This is a genomic window from Arthrobacter sp. Y81 (genome assembly GCF_002929335.1).
GTDB lineage: Bacteria > Actinomycetota > Actinomycetes > Actinomycetales > Micrococcaceae > Arthrobacter.
Genome location: NZ_PJIL01000007.1, coordinates 128554 through 144895 on the forward strand (window position 1 = coordinate 128554; position 16342 = coordinate 144895).

The window sequence follows — 16342 nt, forward strand, 5'->3', positions numbered from 1 at the left end:
CGATGCCTACCGAAACTTCACTCAAGGCCGAAGAAGCCCTTATTCACGTGCTATGGATCAACGCAGGGCTCAGCTGCGACGGCGATTCCGTGGCCCTGACCGCGGCCACCCAGCCCAGCGTCGAGGAGATCGCCCTCGGTGCGTTGCCGGGCCTGCCGCGAATCGCGATGCATTGGCCCCTGATCGACTTCGAGTGCGGCCCGCAGGAAGGGGCCGACGACTTCCTGGAATGGTTCCGCAAGGCGGACCGCGGCGAACTGGAGCCGTTTGTCCTGGTGGTGGAGGGCTCCATCCCCAATGAGAAACTCCACGATCCCGGCGGGTACTGGTGCGGCTTCGGGAACGACCTCGAGACGGGCCAGCCCATCACCACGAGTGAGTGGCTGGACCGTCTGGCACCCAAAGCCACGGCCATCATCGCGGCAGGTACGTGCGCCACGTACGGCGGCATCCACGCGATGGCGGGAAACCCCACAGGCGCCATGGGAGTGCCGGACTACCTCGGCTACGACTGGAAATCCAAGGCCGGAATCCCCATTGTGTGCGTCCCGGGATGCCCCATCCAGCCGGACAACCTCTCCGAAACCATGACGTACCTGCTGTACCAGGCCACGGGCCAGGCACCCATGATCCCGCTGGACGACGCACTGCGGCCCACGTGGCTGTTCGGCAAGACCGTCCATGAGGGCTGCGACCGGGCCGGCTACTACGAACAGGGCGACTTTGCCACCGAATACGGCTCCCCCAAGTGCATCGTCAAGCTTGGCTGCTGGGGCCCCGTCGTCAAGTGCAACGTGCCCAAGCGCGGCTGGATGAACGGCATCGGCGGCTGCCCGAACGTGGGCGGCATCTGCATCGGCTGCACCATGCCGGGGTTCCCGGACAAGTTCATGCCCTTCATGGATGAGCCGCCCGGCGGCAAGCTCTCAACGAGCGCCATCCGCCCCTACGGCTCGGCCATCAGGGCATTGCGCGGCATTACCACGCACACGCTGGACCAGGAGCCCAAGTGGCGCCGGCCCGGACCCGAGCTCCTTACCGGTGCCAAGCGCACCTGGTAGCCACCCACTTCCAGACAGGTGAAGAACATGACCTCAACGATTCCTATGCCTTCCGGAAGCGGAACGGGCAACAACAATCTGGTGGAGATGGCGTGGGACCCCATCACGAGGATCGTCGGCAGCCTCGGCATCTATACCAAGATCGATTTCGCGAACAACCAGGTGGTGGAATGCAAGAGCACCTCCTCGATCTTCCGCGGCTACTCCATCTTCATGAAGGGCAAGGATCCGCGGGACGCGCACTTCATCACCAGCCGCATCTGCGGAATCTGCGGTGACAACCATGCGACGTGCTCCTGCTATGCGCAGAACATGGCCTATGGCGTGAAGCCGCCGAACCTGGGCGAGTGGATCGTCAACCTGGGCGAGGCCGCGGAGTACATGTTCGACCACAACATCTTCCAGGAGAACCTCGTCGGCGTGGACTACTGCGAAAAGATGGTGTCCGAAACCAATCCCGGCGTCCTTGCCAAGGCCGAAAACACCCGGGCCCCGCACGAAGGCGAGCACGGCTACCGCACCATCGCGGACATCATGCGCTCGCTGAACCCCTTCACCGGGGAGTTCTACCGGGAGGCACTGCAGGTCAGCCGCGCCACCCGCGAGATGTTCTGCCTCATGGAGGGCCGCCACGTGCACCCGTCCACGCTCTACCCGGGCGGTGTGGGGACTGTGGCCACGATCCAGCTGATGACGGACTACATCACCCGGCTCATGCGGTACGTGGAATTCATGAAGAAGGTCGTGCCCATGCATGACGACCTCTTCGACTTCTTCTACGACGCCCTGCCCGGCTACGAACAGGTGGGGCTGCGCCGCACCCTGCTGGGCTGCTGGGGCTCGCTCCAGGACCCCGACTACTGCAACTTCGAGTACAAGGACATGACCGACTGGGGCCGGAAGATGTTCGTGACCCCCGGTGTGGTGGTGGACGGGAAACTCGTCACGACGGACCTGGTGCGGATCAACCTTGGCATCCGGATCATGCTCGGCTCCTCCTACTACGAGGACTGGGAAAACCAGGAGATGTTCGTGACCCATGATCCGCTGGGCAACCCGGTGGACCGGCGCCACCCCTGGAACCAGCACACCAATCCGCGGCCGCAGAAGCGGGACCTCTCGGAGAAGTACAGCTGGGTCATGTCCCCGCGGTGGTTCGACGGTGAGAACAACCTGGCGCTGGACACCGGCGGCGGCCCGCTGGCCCGCCTGTGGGCCACGGCCCTGGCCGGGCTCGTGGACATCGGGTACATCAAGGCCACCGGCAGGAGCGTCCAGATCAACCTCCCCAAGACCGCGCTGAAGGGCCCCGTGTCCTTCGAGTGGAACATCCCGCAGTGGAGCAACACCCTCGAACGCAACCGGGCACGCACCTACTTCCAGGCCTACGCCGCGGCCGCCGCGCTGCACTTCGCCGAAAAGGCCCTGGAGGAGATCCGCGCCGGGCGCACCAAGACCTGGGAGACCTTCACGGTTCCCGATGAGGCCATCAGCTGCGGCTTCACGGAAGCCGTGCGCGGCGTCCTGTCCCACCACATGGTGATCCGGGACGGGAAGATCGCCAACTACCATCCCTACCCGCCCACCCCTTGGAACGCGAGCCCCACAGATTCGTCCGGGACCGCCGGCCCGTATGAGGACGCCGTGCAGGGGCAGCCGATCTTCGAGGAGAACGACCGGGAGCATTTCAAGGGCATCGACATCATGCGGACCGTCCGCAGCTTTGACCCGTGCCTGCCCTGTGGTGTCCACATGTACCTGGGCAACGGCCAGACCCTCGAGAAGCTGCACTCCCCCACCCAGACGCTGACCGGCGAGTAAGAGCCATGCCTGGCGACGACCGGCCGCGGCAGGCCGGCGACAGGATTGAAAGTCTCCTCGACGCCCTCGGAGCCGGCGGGGCGGTGGCCCGCGGCCGCGCGGAGGAGCTGGTGCGCCAGGTGACCGATCTGTATGGCTCCGGATTGGCCCGGATCCTGGAAATCCTGGACGACCGCGGCCGGCTGGACGATGCAACACTGGACGCACTGACCGCGGACCAGCTGGTGTCCAGCCTGCTGGTCATCCACGGGCTGCACCCGCAGGACCTGGAAACGCGGGTGACCGCCGCCCTGGACAGCGTCAGGCCCTATCTGGGATCTCACGGCGGCAACGTGGAGCTTCTGGACGTCAGCCCGGAAGGAGTGGTGCGGCTCAGGCTGCTCGGCACCTGCCAGGGCTGCCCGTCGTCGTCGGTCACGCTCAAGTTCGCCGTCGAGGAGGCCATCCAGTCGGCGGCACCGGAGGTGACCGACATCCAGGTGGTGGAGCAGGAAGCCCGCGCGGCCACTCCCGCCGTGATCCCTGTGGACGCGCTGCTGGTCCGGTTGAACCACCCGGCCGACGGCGGCACGGCGGGCGGCGCGGGCGGCGGCGGCACGGTGAGCGGCGCGGGCGCCGCACCTGCTCCGGGCACGCCGGGCCACTGGCAGGAACACACCCCGGGCTCCTGGCAAGCCGTGCCCGAGATCGCCGGCCTCGAGCAGGGCGAGGTTGCCGGCTTTATGGTGGGAGGCTACCCGGTGCTTGCGTGCCGGACCGGGCAGGACCTCTACGCATACCGCGACTATTGCCCCCGCTGCACCGGGTCCATGGCGGGGGCCTCGCTGCAGCGCGCCCTCGCCGGTGCGGTGGGCGGCGGCCTGCTGCGCTGCCCCGCGTGCCGTGCGCATTTCGACGTCAGGCAGGCGGGCTCCTGCCTTGAGGACAGGGCCCTGCACCTGGATCCGCTGCCGCTCCTGGTGCGGGCTGGCGTGATGTCCGTGGCCGTGCCGCTCGTCTCCAGCCAGGACGCCTGAAATGACGGCCCCTGGACTGCCCCCGGGCCAGGCCGGTGGAAGCAGCCGCCCACCCGGAACCGGCCGGACACCGGGCGGCGGACTGCCCGTCGCCCTGCTCCGACGGATCGCCGCACAGCCGCCGGCAACGCCGGCCGGCGAGCGCTGCGAAATGTGCGGCGAGCCCATCCCGGAGGCCCACCAGCACGTGGTGGACGTCGAAAGCCACGCCATGATGTGCACGTGCCGGCCTTGCTACCTGCTTTTCACCGATAGCACAGCCCATCTCCGCTACCGGTCGGTGCCGGACCGGTACTTCTCGTTTCCGGACTTCGAGCTGGGCCCGGGCCAGTGGGACGAACTGGAAATACCCGTGGGCCTGGCCTTCTTCTTCCGCAGCTCCAAACTCGACCGGACCGTCGCTTTCTACCCGGGTCCGGCTGGCGCCACCGAATCCGAGCTCCCGCTCGACGCCTGGGACGCCGTGCTCGCCCGCAACCCTGCCGTGGCCCTCGCCGCCCCCGACACCGAGGCGCTCCTGATCCGCGGCCCCGGGCCTGACCGGCCGCAGGCAGACTGCCACCTCGTGCCGGTTGATGCCTGCTACGAACTGGTGGGCCAGCTCCGCCGCCGCTGGCGGGGGTTCGACGGCGGGCAGGAGGCCCGCGACCAGCTCACCGCCTTCTTCGAAAATGTCAGCCGGCGCAGCAAACCGGTGCATGAGGACTCCCGCGAGTCCGTGCCGGGAGGCCCGCAATGACCGGGCTGGCGTTCGCCGTCGTCGACATGCAGCCGGAACCGTATGCCGCGGCCCCGCAGCTGACCGCCCGGCTGCGGCTGACTGAAGCCACCGGCACCACCGTCCACGCCATAGCCCTGCGCTGCCAGGTGCGGATCCTGCCGCAGCGCCGCGGCTATGCGGAGGAGGAGGAAGCGGGGCTGCTGGACCTTTTCGGCGAGCGCGGCCGCTGGCCCAATACCCTCAAGTCCTTCCTCTGGATGCAGTGCAGCACCATGGTGCAGGGCTTCGCCGGCAGCACCGAGGTGGACCTGCCGCTGCCCTGCACGTTCGATTTCGATGTTGCCGCCGCCAAGTACCTCAATGCCCTGCGGGACGGCGAAATCCCGGTGGAGTTCCTGTTCTCCGGCACGGTCTTCACCAAGGGCCAGAGCGGGTTCGGCGTGGAGCAGGTTCCTTGGGATCTCGAGGCTTCCTACCGGCTTCCCGTGTCCGTCTGGCAACGGCTGATGGACGTGTACTTCCCCAATGCAGGGTGGATCCGGCTGGACCGCGGCGTCCTGGCGGCCCTGTCACAGTACAAGTCCGCGCGCGGGCTGACGTCGTGGGAGGCCGCCGTCGAATCCCTGCTGGCAACCGCGGCATCCGGCGTGGGAGGAGAGCGGCGGCCATGAACATGAGCCTGAGCCTCGCCCGCGCAGTGGCCGATGCGGTCCTTTACGAGGGCTACCTCCTGTACCCGTACCGCGCTTCCTCGCAGAAGAACCAGTCCCGCTGGCAGTTCGGCATCCTGGGCCCGCCCGGCGCTGCTGAGGCCGGGTCCGGGGAAGAGCCGGAAATGTTTGCCGACTGCCTGCTGAATCCGGGGCCCGATGCGGAGCTGGAGCTCCACCTCCGCTTCCTGCAGCTTCAGGCGCGCACTGCGGAGACAGCGGACGACGGCGGCAGCTTCCGTCCGGTGGAGGAGCTCGCCGTCGGCGGCTCCCGCTGGCTGAGCTGGGACGAGGCAGTCGAGCAGGAAATCACCCTGGGGCCGTTCGCCGTGGCCCGGCTGCGCGACGGTGGCGGGCCGCTGGTGCTGCCGGTCCGGATCCCCGCGGGTGAGGACGTGGAGGAACTCAACGACGACGACGGACTGCCCGCCGGACGGCTGGTGCGCCGCCGTCGTGCACTGTACGGCGAAGTGACGCTCAGCGCCGCTGCCACCACTTCCCAGGCCACCGGCCACCCGCTGGTGCGGCTGCGCGTCTCGGTGGCGAACACGGCCAGCCCCGGAGCGGAACCTCCGAACCGGCAGGAGGCGATCGCCACATCGTTCATCGGCGCGCACGTGCTCCTGAGCCTGCGCGGCGCGGACTTCCTGTCGCTGCTGGACTCGCCGGACTGGGCAAAGGACGGCGCCGCTGCATGCGCCCAGTACCGCTGCTGGCCTGTCCTGGCGGGACCCGAGGGGCAGACGGACGTGCTGCTGGTATCGCCGATCATTCTGTACGACCACCCCGCTGTGGCACCGGAGAGCTCGGTTGCCCTGTTCGACTCGACGGAAATTGACGAGATCCTCACCCTGCGTGTGCTGACGCTGACGGATGAGGAAAAGGCCGAGGCCCGGGCAACGGATCCGCGTGCCGCGGCGATCATCGACCAGTGTGAAGCCATGTCGCCGGAGGAACTCCAGCAGCTGCACGGGATCCTGCGCAACCCGCACGCTGTGGACTTCCCGGACTCCCGCGGAAGCTTAAGCGGCACAGGAGGGGAACCGGAACCGCCCGCCTGGTGGACGCCTGAAGCGGAAGCCCTGGTCCAGCCGCACATGGATGCGGTCCTGATCAACGGCGTGCCGGTTGCCCGCGGGAGCCGGGTCAGGGTCAACCCGAGCCGCCGGGCCGACGCCCAGGATCTCTTCTTCGCCGGACAGACCGGGCGGGTCACCAGCGTCCATTTCGACGTCGACGGCAGCACCCATGTTGGCCTGGTGCTGGAACAGGACCCGGCGGCGGACCTCCATGAAGGCTACGGGCGGTCCTTCTACTACGCGCCCGAGGAACTTGAACCGCTCGAGGATGGAAAGGGAAACCCGCTATGAGGACTGTAGGAATAGCCACGGTGGGCCTGCTGGTGGCTCTGGCGCTCGGCGCCGTTTATGTCGGGATCCGTTCGGTCCCTGACATCCAGCGTTACCTGAAAGCGCGGCGGATGTGACCGTCCTCGTGGCAGGAGTGGGCAACATTTTCCTGCACGACGACGGCTTCGGCCCGGAAGTAGCCCGCCGGCTGGCCGGTGACGCCGGCCGGGCAGCGCCGGGCGTGCTGGCCGTGGACTACGGGATCCGCGGCATGCACCTCGCCTACGATCTGCTGGCCGGCGTGGACGTCCTGGTGCTGGTGGACACGGTCCCTCCGGCCAGCCCGGAGGCCACGGCGCCGGGCAGCATCAGGGTGCTGCGGGTGCGCCGGGAGGACCTGGACGGCACCGCAGCCCTGGACCCGCACGGCATGGATCCCGTGGCAGTGCTGGGGCGCCTTCGCTCGCTCGGCGGCGAACTGCCCGCGACCTATGTGGTGGGCTGCGTGCCCGCCGACGTCTCCGAGGGGATCGGCCTGAGCGCCGCCGTGGCGGGGGCCGTACCGGAGGCGATTGACGCCGTCGTCGACCTCATTTCGGAACACAACCGTGTTTCGGAACACAACCGTGTTTCGGAACACAACCGTGTTTCGGAACGTAACCGGGAGTGAGCAGCATGTGCCTAGGAATACCTGGTCAGGTCATCGAACTGCTCGAGGGCTACGGGAACCAGCTCGCCCTGGTGGACGTGGCCGGTGTGCGGCGGAAAATCAACATCGGCCTGCTGGACGAGGGGCCCCTGGAACCGGGCACGTGGGTCCTGATCCACATGGGGTTCGCCCTGGAACGGGTCGATTCCGCGGGCGCGGACCGCGCCATGGACGGCCTGGAGCTGATGGGCCGGCCCAGGGACTTTGACGGCGACGCCGGCTGACGCCGATCGCAGCCGGCGCCGGCAGGCGGCGAACCACTACAACCAGAACAAGGAGGACACGATGTCACCGACGAATCCGTCCAACGACAGTGATGCCGCGGAAGGTACTGCCCCGGGCACGGCCCGCGCTTTCGGGAGCGAGCCGCCGCTGAAGGAACCCGCGCAGCCCGGATCCGACGAAACCCCCGAAGACGCGGCGATGGCGCCCGAAGGCGTGGGAGAGAGCACAACGCGCCGGGGCGAAGACGTGGTCAAGGAGGAAGGGACAGAACCTGGCCGGGAGGAGACCGGGACGGACGCCACCCCTGCCGGACGCCCCTCCGGCGAATCCACGCCGCGGGACGCCACCGGGGTCAATCCCCCGGAGGACCCGGACACGGCCGCACCGCAATCGCCCTAGGCTTCAACCGCCGTAGCCTGCGGTGGGCGGGTTTGCGGTCTGTCCTCAGCGCCGGGCGTCAGCCGTGGCGTTCAAGGGCGATCGCCGCTCCGCGGTGTTCGACGCCGTTGTTGGCGATCCGGAGATGGCGCGCCGTGAAGTGCTGCAGCCGCTGCAACTGGTGCGTGGAGAGCCGGTCGCACACCCAGTTCCAGTGCAGCGACACCACGTCACCGGGGGCGAGTCCGTCCACAAAACCGGTCCCGTTCACGGCGTGCTTGGCCGTCTCCACCACGGGCTCGCCCACCGCCAGGGATGCGCCATCCCACACCAGCGGCCGGGACCGCACCACGGCGTCGTCGCCGGTGACCGCCAGCACCTCGCCCCACCGGATCCGGCACCGGTCCAGCACATTCAGGGCCGTGGCGTGACGGCGGTCGTCGTGGAGCAGCCCCAGCCACGGGTAGATCTCAAAGACATGGAAGCTGTGGTGCGGAACCCCGCCGGCCAGGACGCCCTCGGCCAGATGCGGGAACTGGCGTCCCGTGCGGGCCCGGAACCGGTCCTCCATGGAGTTGCCGATGTTGGTGATGCCCACCGAGTCCAGGAGGCTGTTTCCCACCCAGTACGCCTCCACCACGCGGGCGTCGAGGGGGTCGGTTATGCCGTTGGAGCCGGCAATAAGCTCCAGGTAGGGCCACGCGCCGGCGAAGCCCTTGGCCAGCTCGCGGAGTCCCTGGTCCGTCACACGGGACTGGCCGTAGTGCAGCAGCGCGTCACTGTCCGGGGGCCCGCAGCTGCCCCGGGAATTGGGCGGGTAGGCATACCGGACAAACAACTGGGCACCGTCGACAACCATCATCTGGCCACCTTCTGCAAAAGGTTCTTTGAACGTAGCACCGGCCCCCTGCGCCGACAAGGGGCCGGAACTCCGTTGCCGTTGACAGCCTCGGCCTTCGGGCGGATCCTGTGAAGAACCTACGCACAGGGGGTCAATCCATGCGAGCCGACGACCTAAACCGCCGCTCCGTGCTCCAGGTTCTTGTGGCGGGCGGCTCCGCAGCCCTTCTCGCCGGATGCGGGGCCGCCGGCGCCCCGCCGGCGGCGTCCCCCGGAGCTTCCGGGAGCGGTTCCCCGGGCTCCGCCAGTGCAGGGCCCATCAGCATTACAGACCAGCGCGGCAAGACCCTCACGTTCGCCAAGCCGGTGACGAGGGTGATTACCATCCCGATGCCGGCGGCTTCGCTTCTGGTGGCCGTGGACCGCAGTGCCGAGCACCTGAGCGCCATGCACAACGCATCATGGGTGGCGATGCGTGACGGCATCCTGGGAACCATGTTCCCCCAGGCGCTGGAGCTGCCGCACGAAATCGCGACCCAGGACTTCACCCCCAATGTGGAGAGCGTGCGGGCCTTGGACCCCGACGTCGTGGTGCAGTGGTCCGACTCCCAGCTGGTCGAGCCCCTGGAGAATGCCGGCCTGACCGTGCTCGGACTCAAGAACACCGGCAAGCAGGAGGACGTGGACGCCTGGATTGCGATGTTCGCTGCGATGCTGGGCAAGCCGGAACGGGCCACCGAAATCAAGGAACACAGCGACAAGGAGCTCGCCGGGATTAAGGAGGCCGCGGCGGGGCGTGGATCCGCGGGACCCGGCATTCTCTACTTCAACCGGTTTACCGGCGGGCTGAAAGCCGCCGCCGCGAACACCTACAACGACTTCTACATCAAGCTGGTGGGCGGAACCAACCCTGCCACCGGCCCGGACCCGCTGCCCGGCACCGGAATGGTGGGCCTGGACGTGGAGCAGGTCCTCAGCTGGGATCCGGAAGTCATCCTCCTGGGCAACTTTGACCAGGCCATGCCGCAGGACATCTACTCGGACCCGGTGTGGCAGAACATCTCGGCTGTCCGTTCGCGGCGCGTCTACAAGGTGCCGCTCGGAGGATACCGCTGGGATCCGCCGGGCCAGGAATCGCCGCTCATGTGGCACTGGCTGTCCGATATCGCCTTCCCGCAGGAGCACTCCGGGCTGCGCGGCAAAGTCAGCGAATACTTCCAGTTCCTCTACAACCACGAGCCCGCCGACAAGGAGCTGGACAGGATTCTCTGGACCGCTGAGAACAGCGACTCCGCCAACTACCACCAATTCAATGCTGGATGAAGCCAGCTCAGCGCGACTGAACCGCCGTGGCCCGCCTGCCGGCCGTGCCGCACGGCGGCTCCGCACCGGTGAACGGCACAGGCCCGGTGAGGGCCGTGGAAAAACCGCGGTCGTGGGGCCGATCGCCGTCGCCGCCGTGCTGCTGACCGCCGTCGGGCTCCTGGCGCTGGCCGTGGGCCGCTTCAATGTTCCGCTCTGGCACGTGGTCCAGATCCTCACCGCCCAGCTGGTGCCGGTCCCCCTCGAAGTGAACCCGACGGAACAAAACGTGGTCCTGCTGGTCCGGCTGCCGCGAATCCTGCTCGCCCTGCTGGTAGGCGGCGGGCTGGCCATCGGCGGCGCCGCCCTGCAGGCCATCTTCCGCAACCCGTTGGTCAGCCCGGAGATCATCGGAGTCTCCGCGGGCGCGTCCTTCGGCGGCGCCCTGGCCCTGCTGCTCGGGCTGGGATCCTTCCTGCTGGTCACGGGTTCGTTTCTCTTCGGCCTCGTGGCGCTCGGACTGCTGTTCCTGATTACCTCGGGCCGCGGCGGCACACCCATGCTGATGATCGTGCTCGGCGGCGTGGTCACGGGCTCGTTCTTCTCGGCCCTGGTGGCGCTGGTGACCTACATCGCGGACCCCAACACCACCCTTCCGGCGATCGTCTTCTGGCTCCTCGGCAGCGTGGCCACGGCTACCTTCGCGAAGGTCGCGGTGGCGCTGATACCGGTGGTGGGCGGCGCCGTCGTGCTTCTGCTGCTGCGCTGGCGGATCAACGTGCTGTCCCTCGGCGACGAGGATGCGGCGGCGCTGGGCGTCAAACCCCGTCCGCTGCGCTGGGTGGTGCTGGTGGCGGTGGCACTCATTGTGGCCGGGGCGGTCGCAGTCAGCGGCGCGGTCAGCTGGGTTGGCCTGGTGGTACCGCACCTGGCGCGGATGTGGGTGGGTCCGGACCACCGTGTGCTCCTGCCCGTGTCCTTCCTCCTGGGCGGCGCCTACATTGTCCTGGTGGACACTGTGGCCCGCACCGCGACCGCAGGCGAGATCCCGCTCGGTGTCCTCACCGCCCTGATCGGCGCCCCCGTGTTCTTCCTGCTGCTGCGCCGGAACCGGGAGAGGATCTGGGAAAGTGCTTGAGCTCGACGGCGTGGGATTCGGCTACGCCCGGCAGGACTGGGTTTTCCGGGACGTCAGCTTCAGTGTCCTGCCCGGCAGCGCCACGGCGGTGCTGGGGCCGAACGGGAGCGGCAAGACGACGCTGGTCCGCTGCGCCGCCGGGCTGCTGGAGCCCGCCGAGGGAACGGTCCGCCGGGCCGACGGCGCCGGGTACGTACCGCAGGCCCACGGCATTGCGTTCGGCTACAGCGCCCTGGACATGGTCCTGATGGGCAGGGCCCGGCAGGTCGGAATCTTCCGGACGCCGGGAGCCTCGGACCGGGCCGCTGCTTCGGAGGCGATGGAGCGGGTGGGCGTGGCCGGGCTCAGGGACCGTCGCTTCCCCACCCTGAGCGGCGGCGAGCAGCAACTGGTCCTGATAGCCCGGGCCATTGCCGCCGGCTGTCCCGTGCTGGTGCTGGACGAGCCCGCCACCGGCCTCGACCTCAAGAACCAGGTGCGCGTCCTGTCCCTGCTGCGCGAACTGATGTCCGGCGGCATGGCCCTGCTGCTCAGCACCCACCATCCCGACCACGCCCTGTACCTGGCGGACAGGGCAGTCCTCCTGGGCCGCGGCGGAGCACGGACCGGCCGGGCCGCGGACCTGCTCACCGACCGCGCGCTGTCAGCGCTCTACGGGGTTCCCGTCCGGACGCTCCCCTATTCCGACGGCGGCACTCCCCGCCGCACCATCGTGGTGCCTTACGGAGGCGGCGGGGACGAAAGACCCTGACCGCCGCCCGGACGCTCTCTCACTTCCTGCGCCCAAAACCCAAACGCTCTCTCACCTTTTGCGCCCAAAACTCAGACGCTCTCTCACCAGGTGAGAGAGCGTTTGAGGAAAACACACAGGAAGTGAGAGAGCGTCGGTGGTTGGACGCTGGAGGCTATCCCGTGTTGCGGAGGCCGGCGGCTACGCCGTTGACGGTGATGAGCATGGCCCGCTGGAGGCGCTCGCTGATCTCCGAATTGGTTACGCCCTCGCCCTCGGCGCGGATGCGCCGCATGAGTTCCACCTGCAGGTAGCTGATGGGGTCCAGGTACTGGTCGCGGATCTCCAGGGACCGCTTCAGGGTGGGCTGCGCATCGAGGAGCACGTGCTCGCCGGTGAGGTTCTGGATCTCCGCGACGGTGAGGTCGTATTCGTCCCGGATGGCCCGGAACAGGTGGTGCAGCTCTTCGGGAACCAGGGTGGAGACGTAGTAGCCGGCAATGTCCATGTCCGTCTTGGCCAGCGTCATTTCCACGTTTGACACCACCGAGCGGAAGAAGTGCCAGCGGTCCATCATTTCCACGAGCTGTGCCGTGTTGCCGGCTTCCCGCGCGGCCTTCAGGCCGGAGCCGACGCCGAACCAGCCCGGCACGATCTGCCGCGACTGGGTCCAGCCGAAGACCCACGGAATGGCGCGCAGGCCGCCCAGCCCTGCGCCGGAGTCCGGGCGCTTGGACGGACGCGAGCCGATGTTGAGGGATCCGAGCTGTTCCACCGGAGTAGACGCCAAGAAGTAGGCCGGCAGGTCCGGGTCATCGATCAGCGAGCGGTAGCGGGCGAAGGCGGCGTCGGAGATGGTCTCCATGACGTGGCCGTAGCGCTCGCGCTCATCCTCGGACGTGCGCGGGGTGCGGTGCAGGGCGGAACCCTGCATCACGGCCGCGAGCGAAAGCTCGAGGTTTTCGCGTGCCAGCTCCGGCAGCGAGTACTTGTCCGAGATGACTTCGCCCTGCTCGGTGAACTTGATTTCACCTTCGAGGACGCCGTTGGGCTGGGCCATGATCGCATCGTAGGTGGGCCCGCCGCCGCGGCCCACTGAACCGCCGCGGCCGTGGAACAGCCGCACGCGGACGCCATGCTTGGCCGCGATGTCCCGCAGCTTCCGCTGGGTCTTGTGGATTTCCCACTGGCTGGTCATCACGCCGGATTCCTTGTTCGAGTCCGAGTAACCGAGCATGATTTCCTGCACGTCGCCGCGGAGCCGGACCAGTTCCCGGTAGGACGGATCGGACAGCAGCTGGTCGACGATCTCGGCGGATGCCCGCAGCTCCTCGACGGTTTCCAGCAGCGGGGCAAAGCCGATCTTGGCATACGGCGCTTCGCCAAAGAGGCTGATGAGGCCCGCCTCGCGGGCCAGCACCGCGGCGGCCAGGACGTCGTCGGCACCGCGGGTCATCGAAATGATGTACGTCTCGATGACGTCCGGGCCGTAGGTCTTCAGGGCGCGGCGGATCTCACGGAAGACGTCGTACGTGCCGTCAGCGACGCCGTCGAGCTTGATCGGGTGGCCGGACAGCGGACGGCGGGAGCCCAGCTCGGCTCCCAGCACCTCGAGGCGTTCGGCGCGGCTGAGTTCGGAATACTGCACGCCGGGTCCGCCGAGGCGGTCCATGAGCTGCCCGACGGCGTCATGGTGGTGGTCGGCGTGTTCGCGGATGTCCAGGGTGGCAAGGTGCAGGCCGAAGGAGGCGATGGCCCGGCGCACGCGGGCCAGTGCGCCGTCGGCTGCCAGCCCGGCGTGGTGGTTGCGCAGGGACGTCTCCAGCAGGCCAAGCTCGGCGAGGAGCCCGGCAGTGGACGTGTAGTCGCGGCCCGGCTGGTGGGACGAGCCTGCTGCCACGCGCTTGGCCGTGTTGAGGAGCTTGGCCTTGATGCAGGTGAGCTTGAGCCGGTAGGGCTCCTGGGCGTTGAGTTCCAGCACCCGGCGGTCCAGGCCCGGAAGGTTCTTGAGGTCCGCGTCGATCGAGTCCAGCAGTTCCTGGTCCGCCCCCGCCAGCGCCGTGGAGTTGGAGAGGATGGAGATGAGCTCGTCGATCATCGCGATGCTGATGCGGACGGCGTGCTGGTTCTGGATCTGGAGGATCTCGCGGGTGACGGCTGCGGTGACGTTCGGGTTGCCGTCGCGGTCGCCGCCGATCCAGGAACCGAAGCGGATAGGGGCCTTCTGCGACGGCAGGGTGACGCCGTGTTCGCCCAGCAGCTCAGACAGGTCCGACAGCATTTCGGGCATGGCATCGGTGAGGATGCTGTTGAGATAGTAGATGGCGTTGCGGGCCTCATCCACCGGGGTGGGGCGGACCTGGCGGAGCTCGTCGGTCTGCCACATCTGGTCGATCACTTCGGCGAGCTGGCGGTCCTGGCGGCGGCGGGCCGAGGTGCCTTCCTCAGTGGAGACTGCCAGCACATCGGAAAGCCGGCGGATCTTGTCCAGAACCGAGCGGCGCGAGGCCTCCGTGGGGTGGGCCGTAAAAATGGGGCGGACGTCGAGTTCGTTGACCACTTGCTGAAGCACGGCCGGGCCGGCCTGGCCGGAGATCTCCTCCACGGCCTTCGCCAGCCAGCCATCCTTTTCCTGGCGCGTCCGCAGCCCGCGGACCCGGTGGACCTGCTCGGCGGCGTTGGCGAGGTGGAAGTAGAACGCAAAGGCACGGACCAGGTCGGTGGCCTGGTCAATGGGCAGGGAGCCGAGCAGCTCGCGGACCTGGGCAACGACGTCGTGCGAGCTCCAGGGGCCGGTGGCATCCGCGCCGCCGCGGGCAGCTTCCTTGGATTCCTTGGTCAGCAGCCGCACCTGCTCCACGAGGTTAAGGAGCTCGGGGCCGTGCTGGCGGACCAGCGATTCGCCCAGCAGCGTGGAGACGCGCCGGACATCCGCCCGGAGTTCGGACGCAAGATCGGCGCTGGCGAGGTCTGCGCCTGCGAGATGGGTGCCTGGATTTACTGCAGTGTCAGCCATGGAAACTATCTTTCGAGGGTTCGGACTTGGCTCGTACACTGCGCTGGATACTGTGAGCCGGGTTACTTGTTCCTATGGGATATTACCCGGCCCTGTTGCGGCGTGGGAATCCGTCTCAGATAGTGTCCGCGCCCTTGACGTCCGCTGCCGCCCCTGTTTGAGTGGGCGCCGCAGCCGGGCGGCCGGCCGCCGCAGCGGGGCGTCCGGCTGCCCGGATGGTGATCTTTCCGGTGTAGGCCTCGTTGTGGTCAGGGCCCTTCCCGGACTGGGTGGACTCGTGCCGCCGCTGCTTCAGCTCTTCGCGGGCAGCGGCCGCCTCCTCACGGGTGGGGGCGCCGGTGGCGGGGTCGATCATGCCCAGCGCACTCCCCAGCGTTCCTGTGGCTCCCTTGGGGTTCCCGCCGCGCTTCAGGACGGACATCCCGGCCAGGGTGAACCCGGCAATGAGCGCCAGACAAGCCAGGACGGTGAGGACTGCGTCCATGCCCCGGCCGCCGTTTCAGCGGACGATCTTGAAATTGAAGTCGGGCGTGCCCAGGGCGCCCCATAGCCGGATCCAGACCGGCAGCATCATTTCAGGGCCCCGGGCAGTGGTGATATCGCCGAGGTCGATGATGTCCTGATGACCGAGGCTCTGCAGCAGGGACGTCACGGCTTTTTTCGCGTCGGCGTCGTTGCCCGAGACGAATACGGAGTGGTCTCCCCCGCCCACACGGCCGGGATTGACCATCAGCCCTGCATTCATGGTGTTGAGCGTCTTCACCACCTTGGCCTCCGGGAAAGCCTGCTGGATCTGCTCGCCGAGGCTGTCCGTGTTGACCGGGTTCAGCGACGGCGGGAAGCCCTGCGACGGATCGAGCGGATTGGCGACGTCCATCAGGATCTTGCCTGACAGGTTTCGCGTGCCTGCCGCCGCCAGGGCGTCGAGTGAGCCGAGACCGTTGGTCATGTTGACCACCAGCTCGGCTGCCGCGGCGGCTTCGGCATAGGCGGCGAGCGCCACGTCGACGTGCTGGGCACGCCACTGGGCAAACGGCGGAGTCCCCATGGCGTCAGGGTCCTGCCGGGCCAGCGTGGCTTCGGGATCGCGGGTCCCGATTACCACTTCGTGCCCCAGCTTCGCCAAGGCCGCCGCAACCGTTCGACCGGCAAAGCCGGTGCCGAAGACAGCTATTTTCATGGCGGTCACTTCCGTAATCCGTTGGGTAGACAACTCTGTCTCATGCGTTCGCCTGGAACGTGTTTTGACGCTACCAGCTGGGCTGACGGGCGGCAATGGACCCGGAGCACGGTGGCGCGCTTCGGGACTGAACGGAATGTTGCGGG

Annotated in this window: 17 protein-coding genes; 13 read left to right on the plus strand and 4 right to left on the minus strand. The window is 68.0% G+C overall.

The features are described from left to right. Positions 1–2: 2 nt before the first annotated feature. The 10 genes from CXQ91_RS11340 to CXQ91_RS11380 all read left to right on the plus strand — a co-directional run bounded on the left by CXQ91_RS11340 (position 3) and on the right by CXQ91_RS11380 (position 8011). Positions 3–1061 (plus strand): hydrogenase expression protein HypE, encoded by a 1059-nt coding sequence (locus tag CXQ91_RS11340; RefSeq protein ID WP_104174018.1) that lies wholly within the window; start codon positions 3–5, stop codon positions 1059–1061. A gap of 27 nt (positions 1062–1088) precedes the next feature. Continuing rightward, entirely contained in the window at positions 1089–2882 is a 1794-nt protein-coding gene (locus CXQ91_RS11345) for a nickel-dependent hydrogenase large subunit (protein ID WP_104174133.1), read from the plus strand. 5 nt (positions 2883–2887) lie between these two features. Then, entirely contained in the window at positions 2888–3898 is a 1011-nt protein-coding gene (locus tag CXQ91_RS11350) for a NifU family protein (protein ID WP_104174019.1), read from the plus strand. Position 3899: 1 nt separating this feature from the next. After that, entirely contained in the window at positions 3900–4637 is a 738-nt protein-coding gene (locus CXQ91_RS11355) for a DUF5947 family protein (RefSeq protein WP_219816513.1), read from the plus strand. Further along, a complete protein-coding gene (locus CXQ91_RS11360) occupies positions 4634–5290 on the plus strand; it encodes a DUF6084 family protein (RefSeq protein ID WP_104174020.1) in 657 nt (218 codons plus the stop codon). Before CXQ91_RS11355 ends, CXQ91_RS11360 begins: the two co-directional genes overlap by 4 nt. Next, a complete protein-coding gene (locus tag CXQ91_RS11365; RefSeq protein WP_104174021.1) occupies positions 5287–6699 on the plus strand; it encodes a hypothetical protein in 1413 nt (470 codons plus the stop codon). Before CXQ91_RS11360 ends, CXQ91_RS11365 begins: the two co-directional genes overlap by 4 nt. Then, entirely contained in the window at positions 6696–6815 is a 120-nt protein-coding gene (locus CXQ91_RS25730) for a hypothetical protein (RefSeq protein WP_374953651.1), read from the plus strand. Before CXQ91_RS11365 ends, CXQ91_RS25730 begins: the two co-directional genes overlap by 4 nt. Beyond that, positions 6812–7348, plus strand: coding sequence for a hydrogenase maturation protease (locus tag CXQ91_RS11370; RefSeq protein WP_104174022.1), 537 nt, complete (start codon positions 6812–6814; stop codon positions 7346–7348). The genes CXQ91_RS25730 and CXQ91_RS11370 overlap by 4 nt, the downstream gene beginning before the upstream one ends. 5 nt (positions 7349–7353) lie before the next feature. Beyond that, positions 7354–7611: a HypC/HybG/HupF family hydrogenase formation chaperone gene (locus CXQ91_RS11375; protein ID WP_104174135.1), complete on the plus strand. Its 258-nt coding sequence runs from the start codon at positions 7354–7356 to the stop codon at positions 7609–7611. Between the two features lie 61 nt (positions 7612–7672). Continuing rightward, a complete protein-coding gene (locus tag CXQ91_RS11380) occupies positions 7673–8011 on the plus strand; it encodes a hypothetical protein (protein WP_146072327.1) in 339 nt (112 codons plus the stop codon). Between the two features lie 58 nt (positions 8012–8069). Here CXQ91_RS11380 and CXQ91_RS11385 read toward each other — a convergent pair whose 3' ends face one another. Further along, positions 8070–8852, minus strand: coding sequence for a DUF6390 family protein (locus CXQ91_RS11385; RefSeq protein WP_258073941.1), 783 nt, complete (start codon positions 8850–8852; stop codon positions 8070–8072). Positions 8853–8989: 137 nt separating this feature from the next. On the opposite strand from CXQ91_RS11385, the gene CXQ91_RS11390 reads away from it, so the two are divergent. The 3 genes from CXQ91_RS11390 (at position 8990) to CXQ91_RS11400 (ending at position 12021) form a co-directional block, all read left to right on the plus strand. After that, a complete protein-coding gene (locus CXQ91_RS11390; protein ID WP_104174024.1) occupies positions 8990–10153 on the plus strand; it encodes an ABC transporter substrate-binding protein in 1164 nt (387 codons plus the stop codon). Positions 10154–10265: 112 nt separating this feature from the next. Continuing rightward, positions 10266–11270 carry an iron ABC transporter permease gene (locus CXQ91_RS11395; RefSeq protein WP_258073942.1) on the plus strand — a complete coding sequence of 335 codons (1005 nt, stop codon included), beginning with the start codon at positions 10266–10268 and terminating at the stop codon, positions 11268–11270. Next, complete coding sequence (locus CXQ91_RS11400; protein ID WP_104174026.1) at positions 11263–12021, plus strand: ABC transporter ATP-binding protein; 759 nt, start codon at positions 11263–11265, stop codon at positions 12019–12021. Before CXQ91_RS11395 ends, CXQ91_RS11400 begins: the two co-directional genes overlap by 8 nt. 154 nt (positions 12022–12175) lie before the next feature. Here CXQ91_RS11400 and ppc read toward each other — a convergent pair whose 3' ends face one another. The 3 genes from ppc to CXQ91_RS11415 form a co-directional block, all read right to left on the minus strand. Then, a complete protein-coding gene (gene ppc / locus CXQ91_RS11405) occupies positions 12176–15016 on the minus strand; it encodes a phosphoenolpyruvate carboxylase (protein ID WP_104174027.1) in 2841 nt (946 codons plus the stop codon). Positions 15017–15131: 115 nt separating this feature from the next. After that, the gene (locus CXQ91_RS11410) at positions 15132–15500 is read right to left on the minus strand and encodes a hypothetical protein (RefSeq protein WP_104174028.1); all 369 of its coding nucleotides are present in this window, start codon (positions 15498–15500) and stop codon (positions 15132–15134) included. A gap of 15 nt (positions 15501–15515) precedes the next feature. Then, the gene (locus tag CXQ91_RS11415) at positions 15516–16196 is read right to left on the minus strand and encodes an NADPH-dependent F420 reductase (RefSeq protein ID WP_104174029.1); all 681 of its coding nucleotides are present in this window, start codon (positions 16194–16196) and stop codon (positions 15516–15518) included. Between the last annotated feature and the right edge of the window lie 146 nt (positions 16197–16342).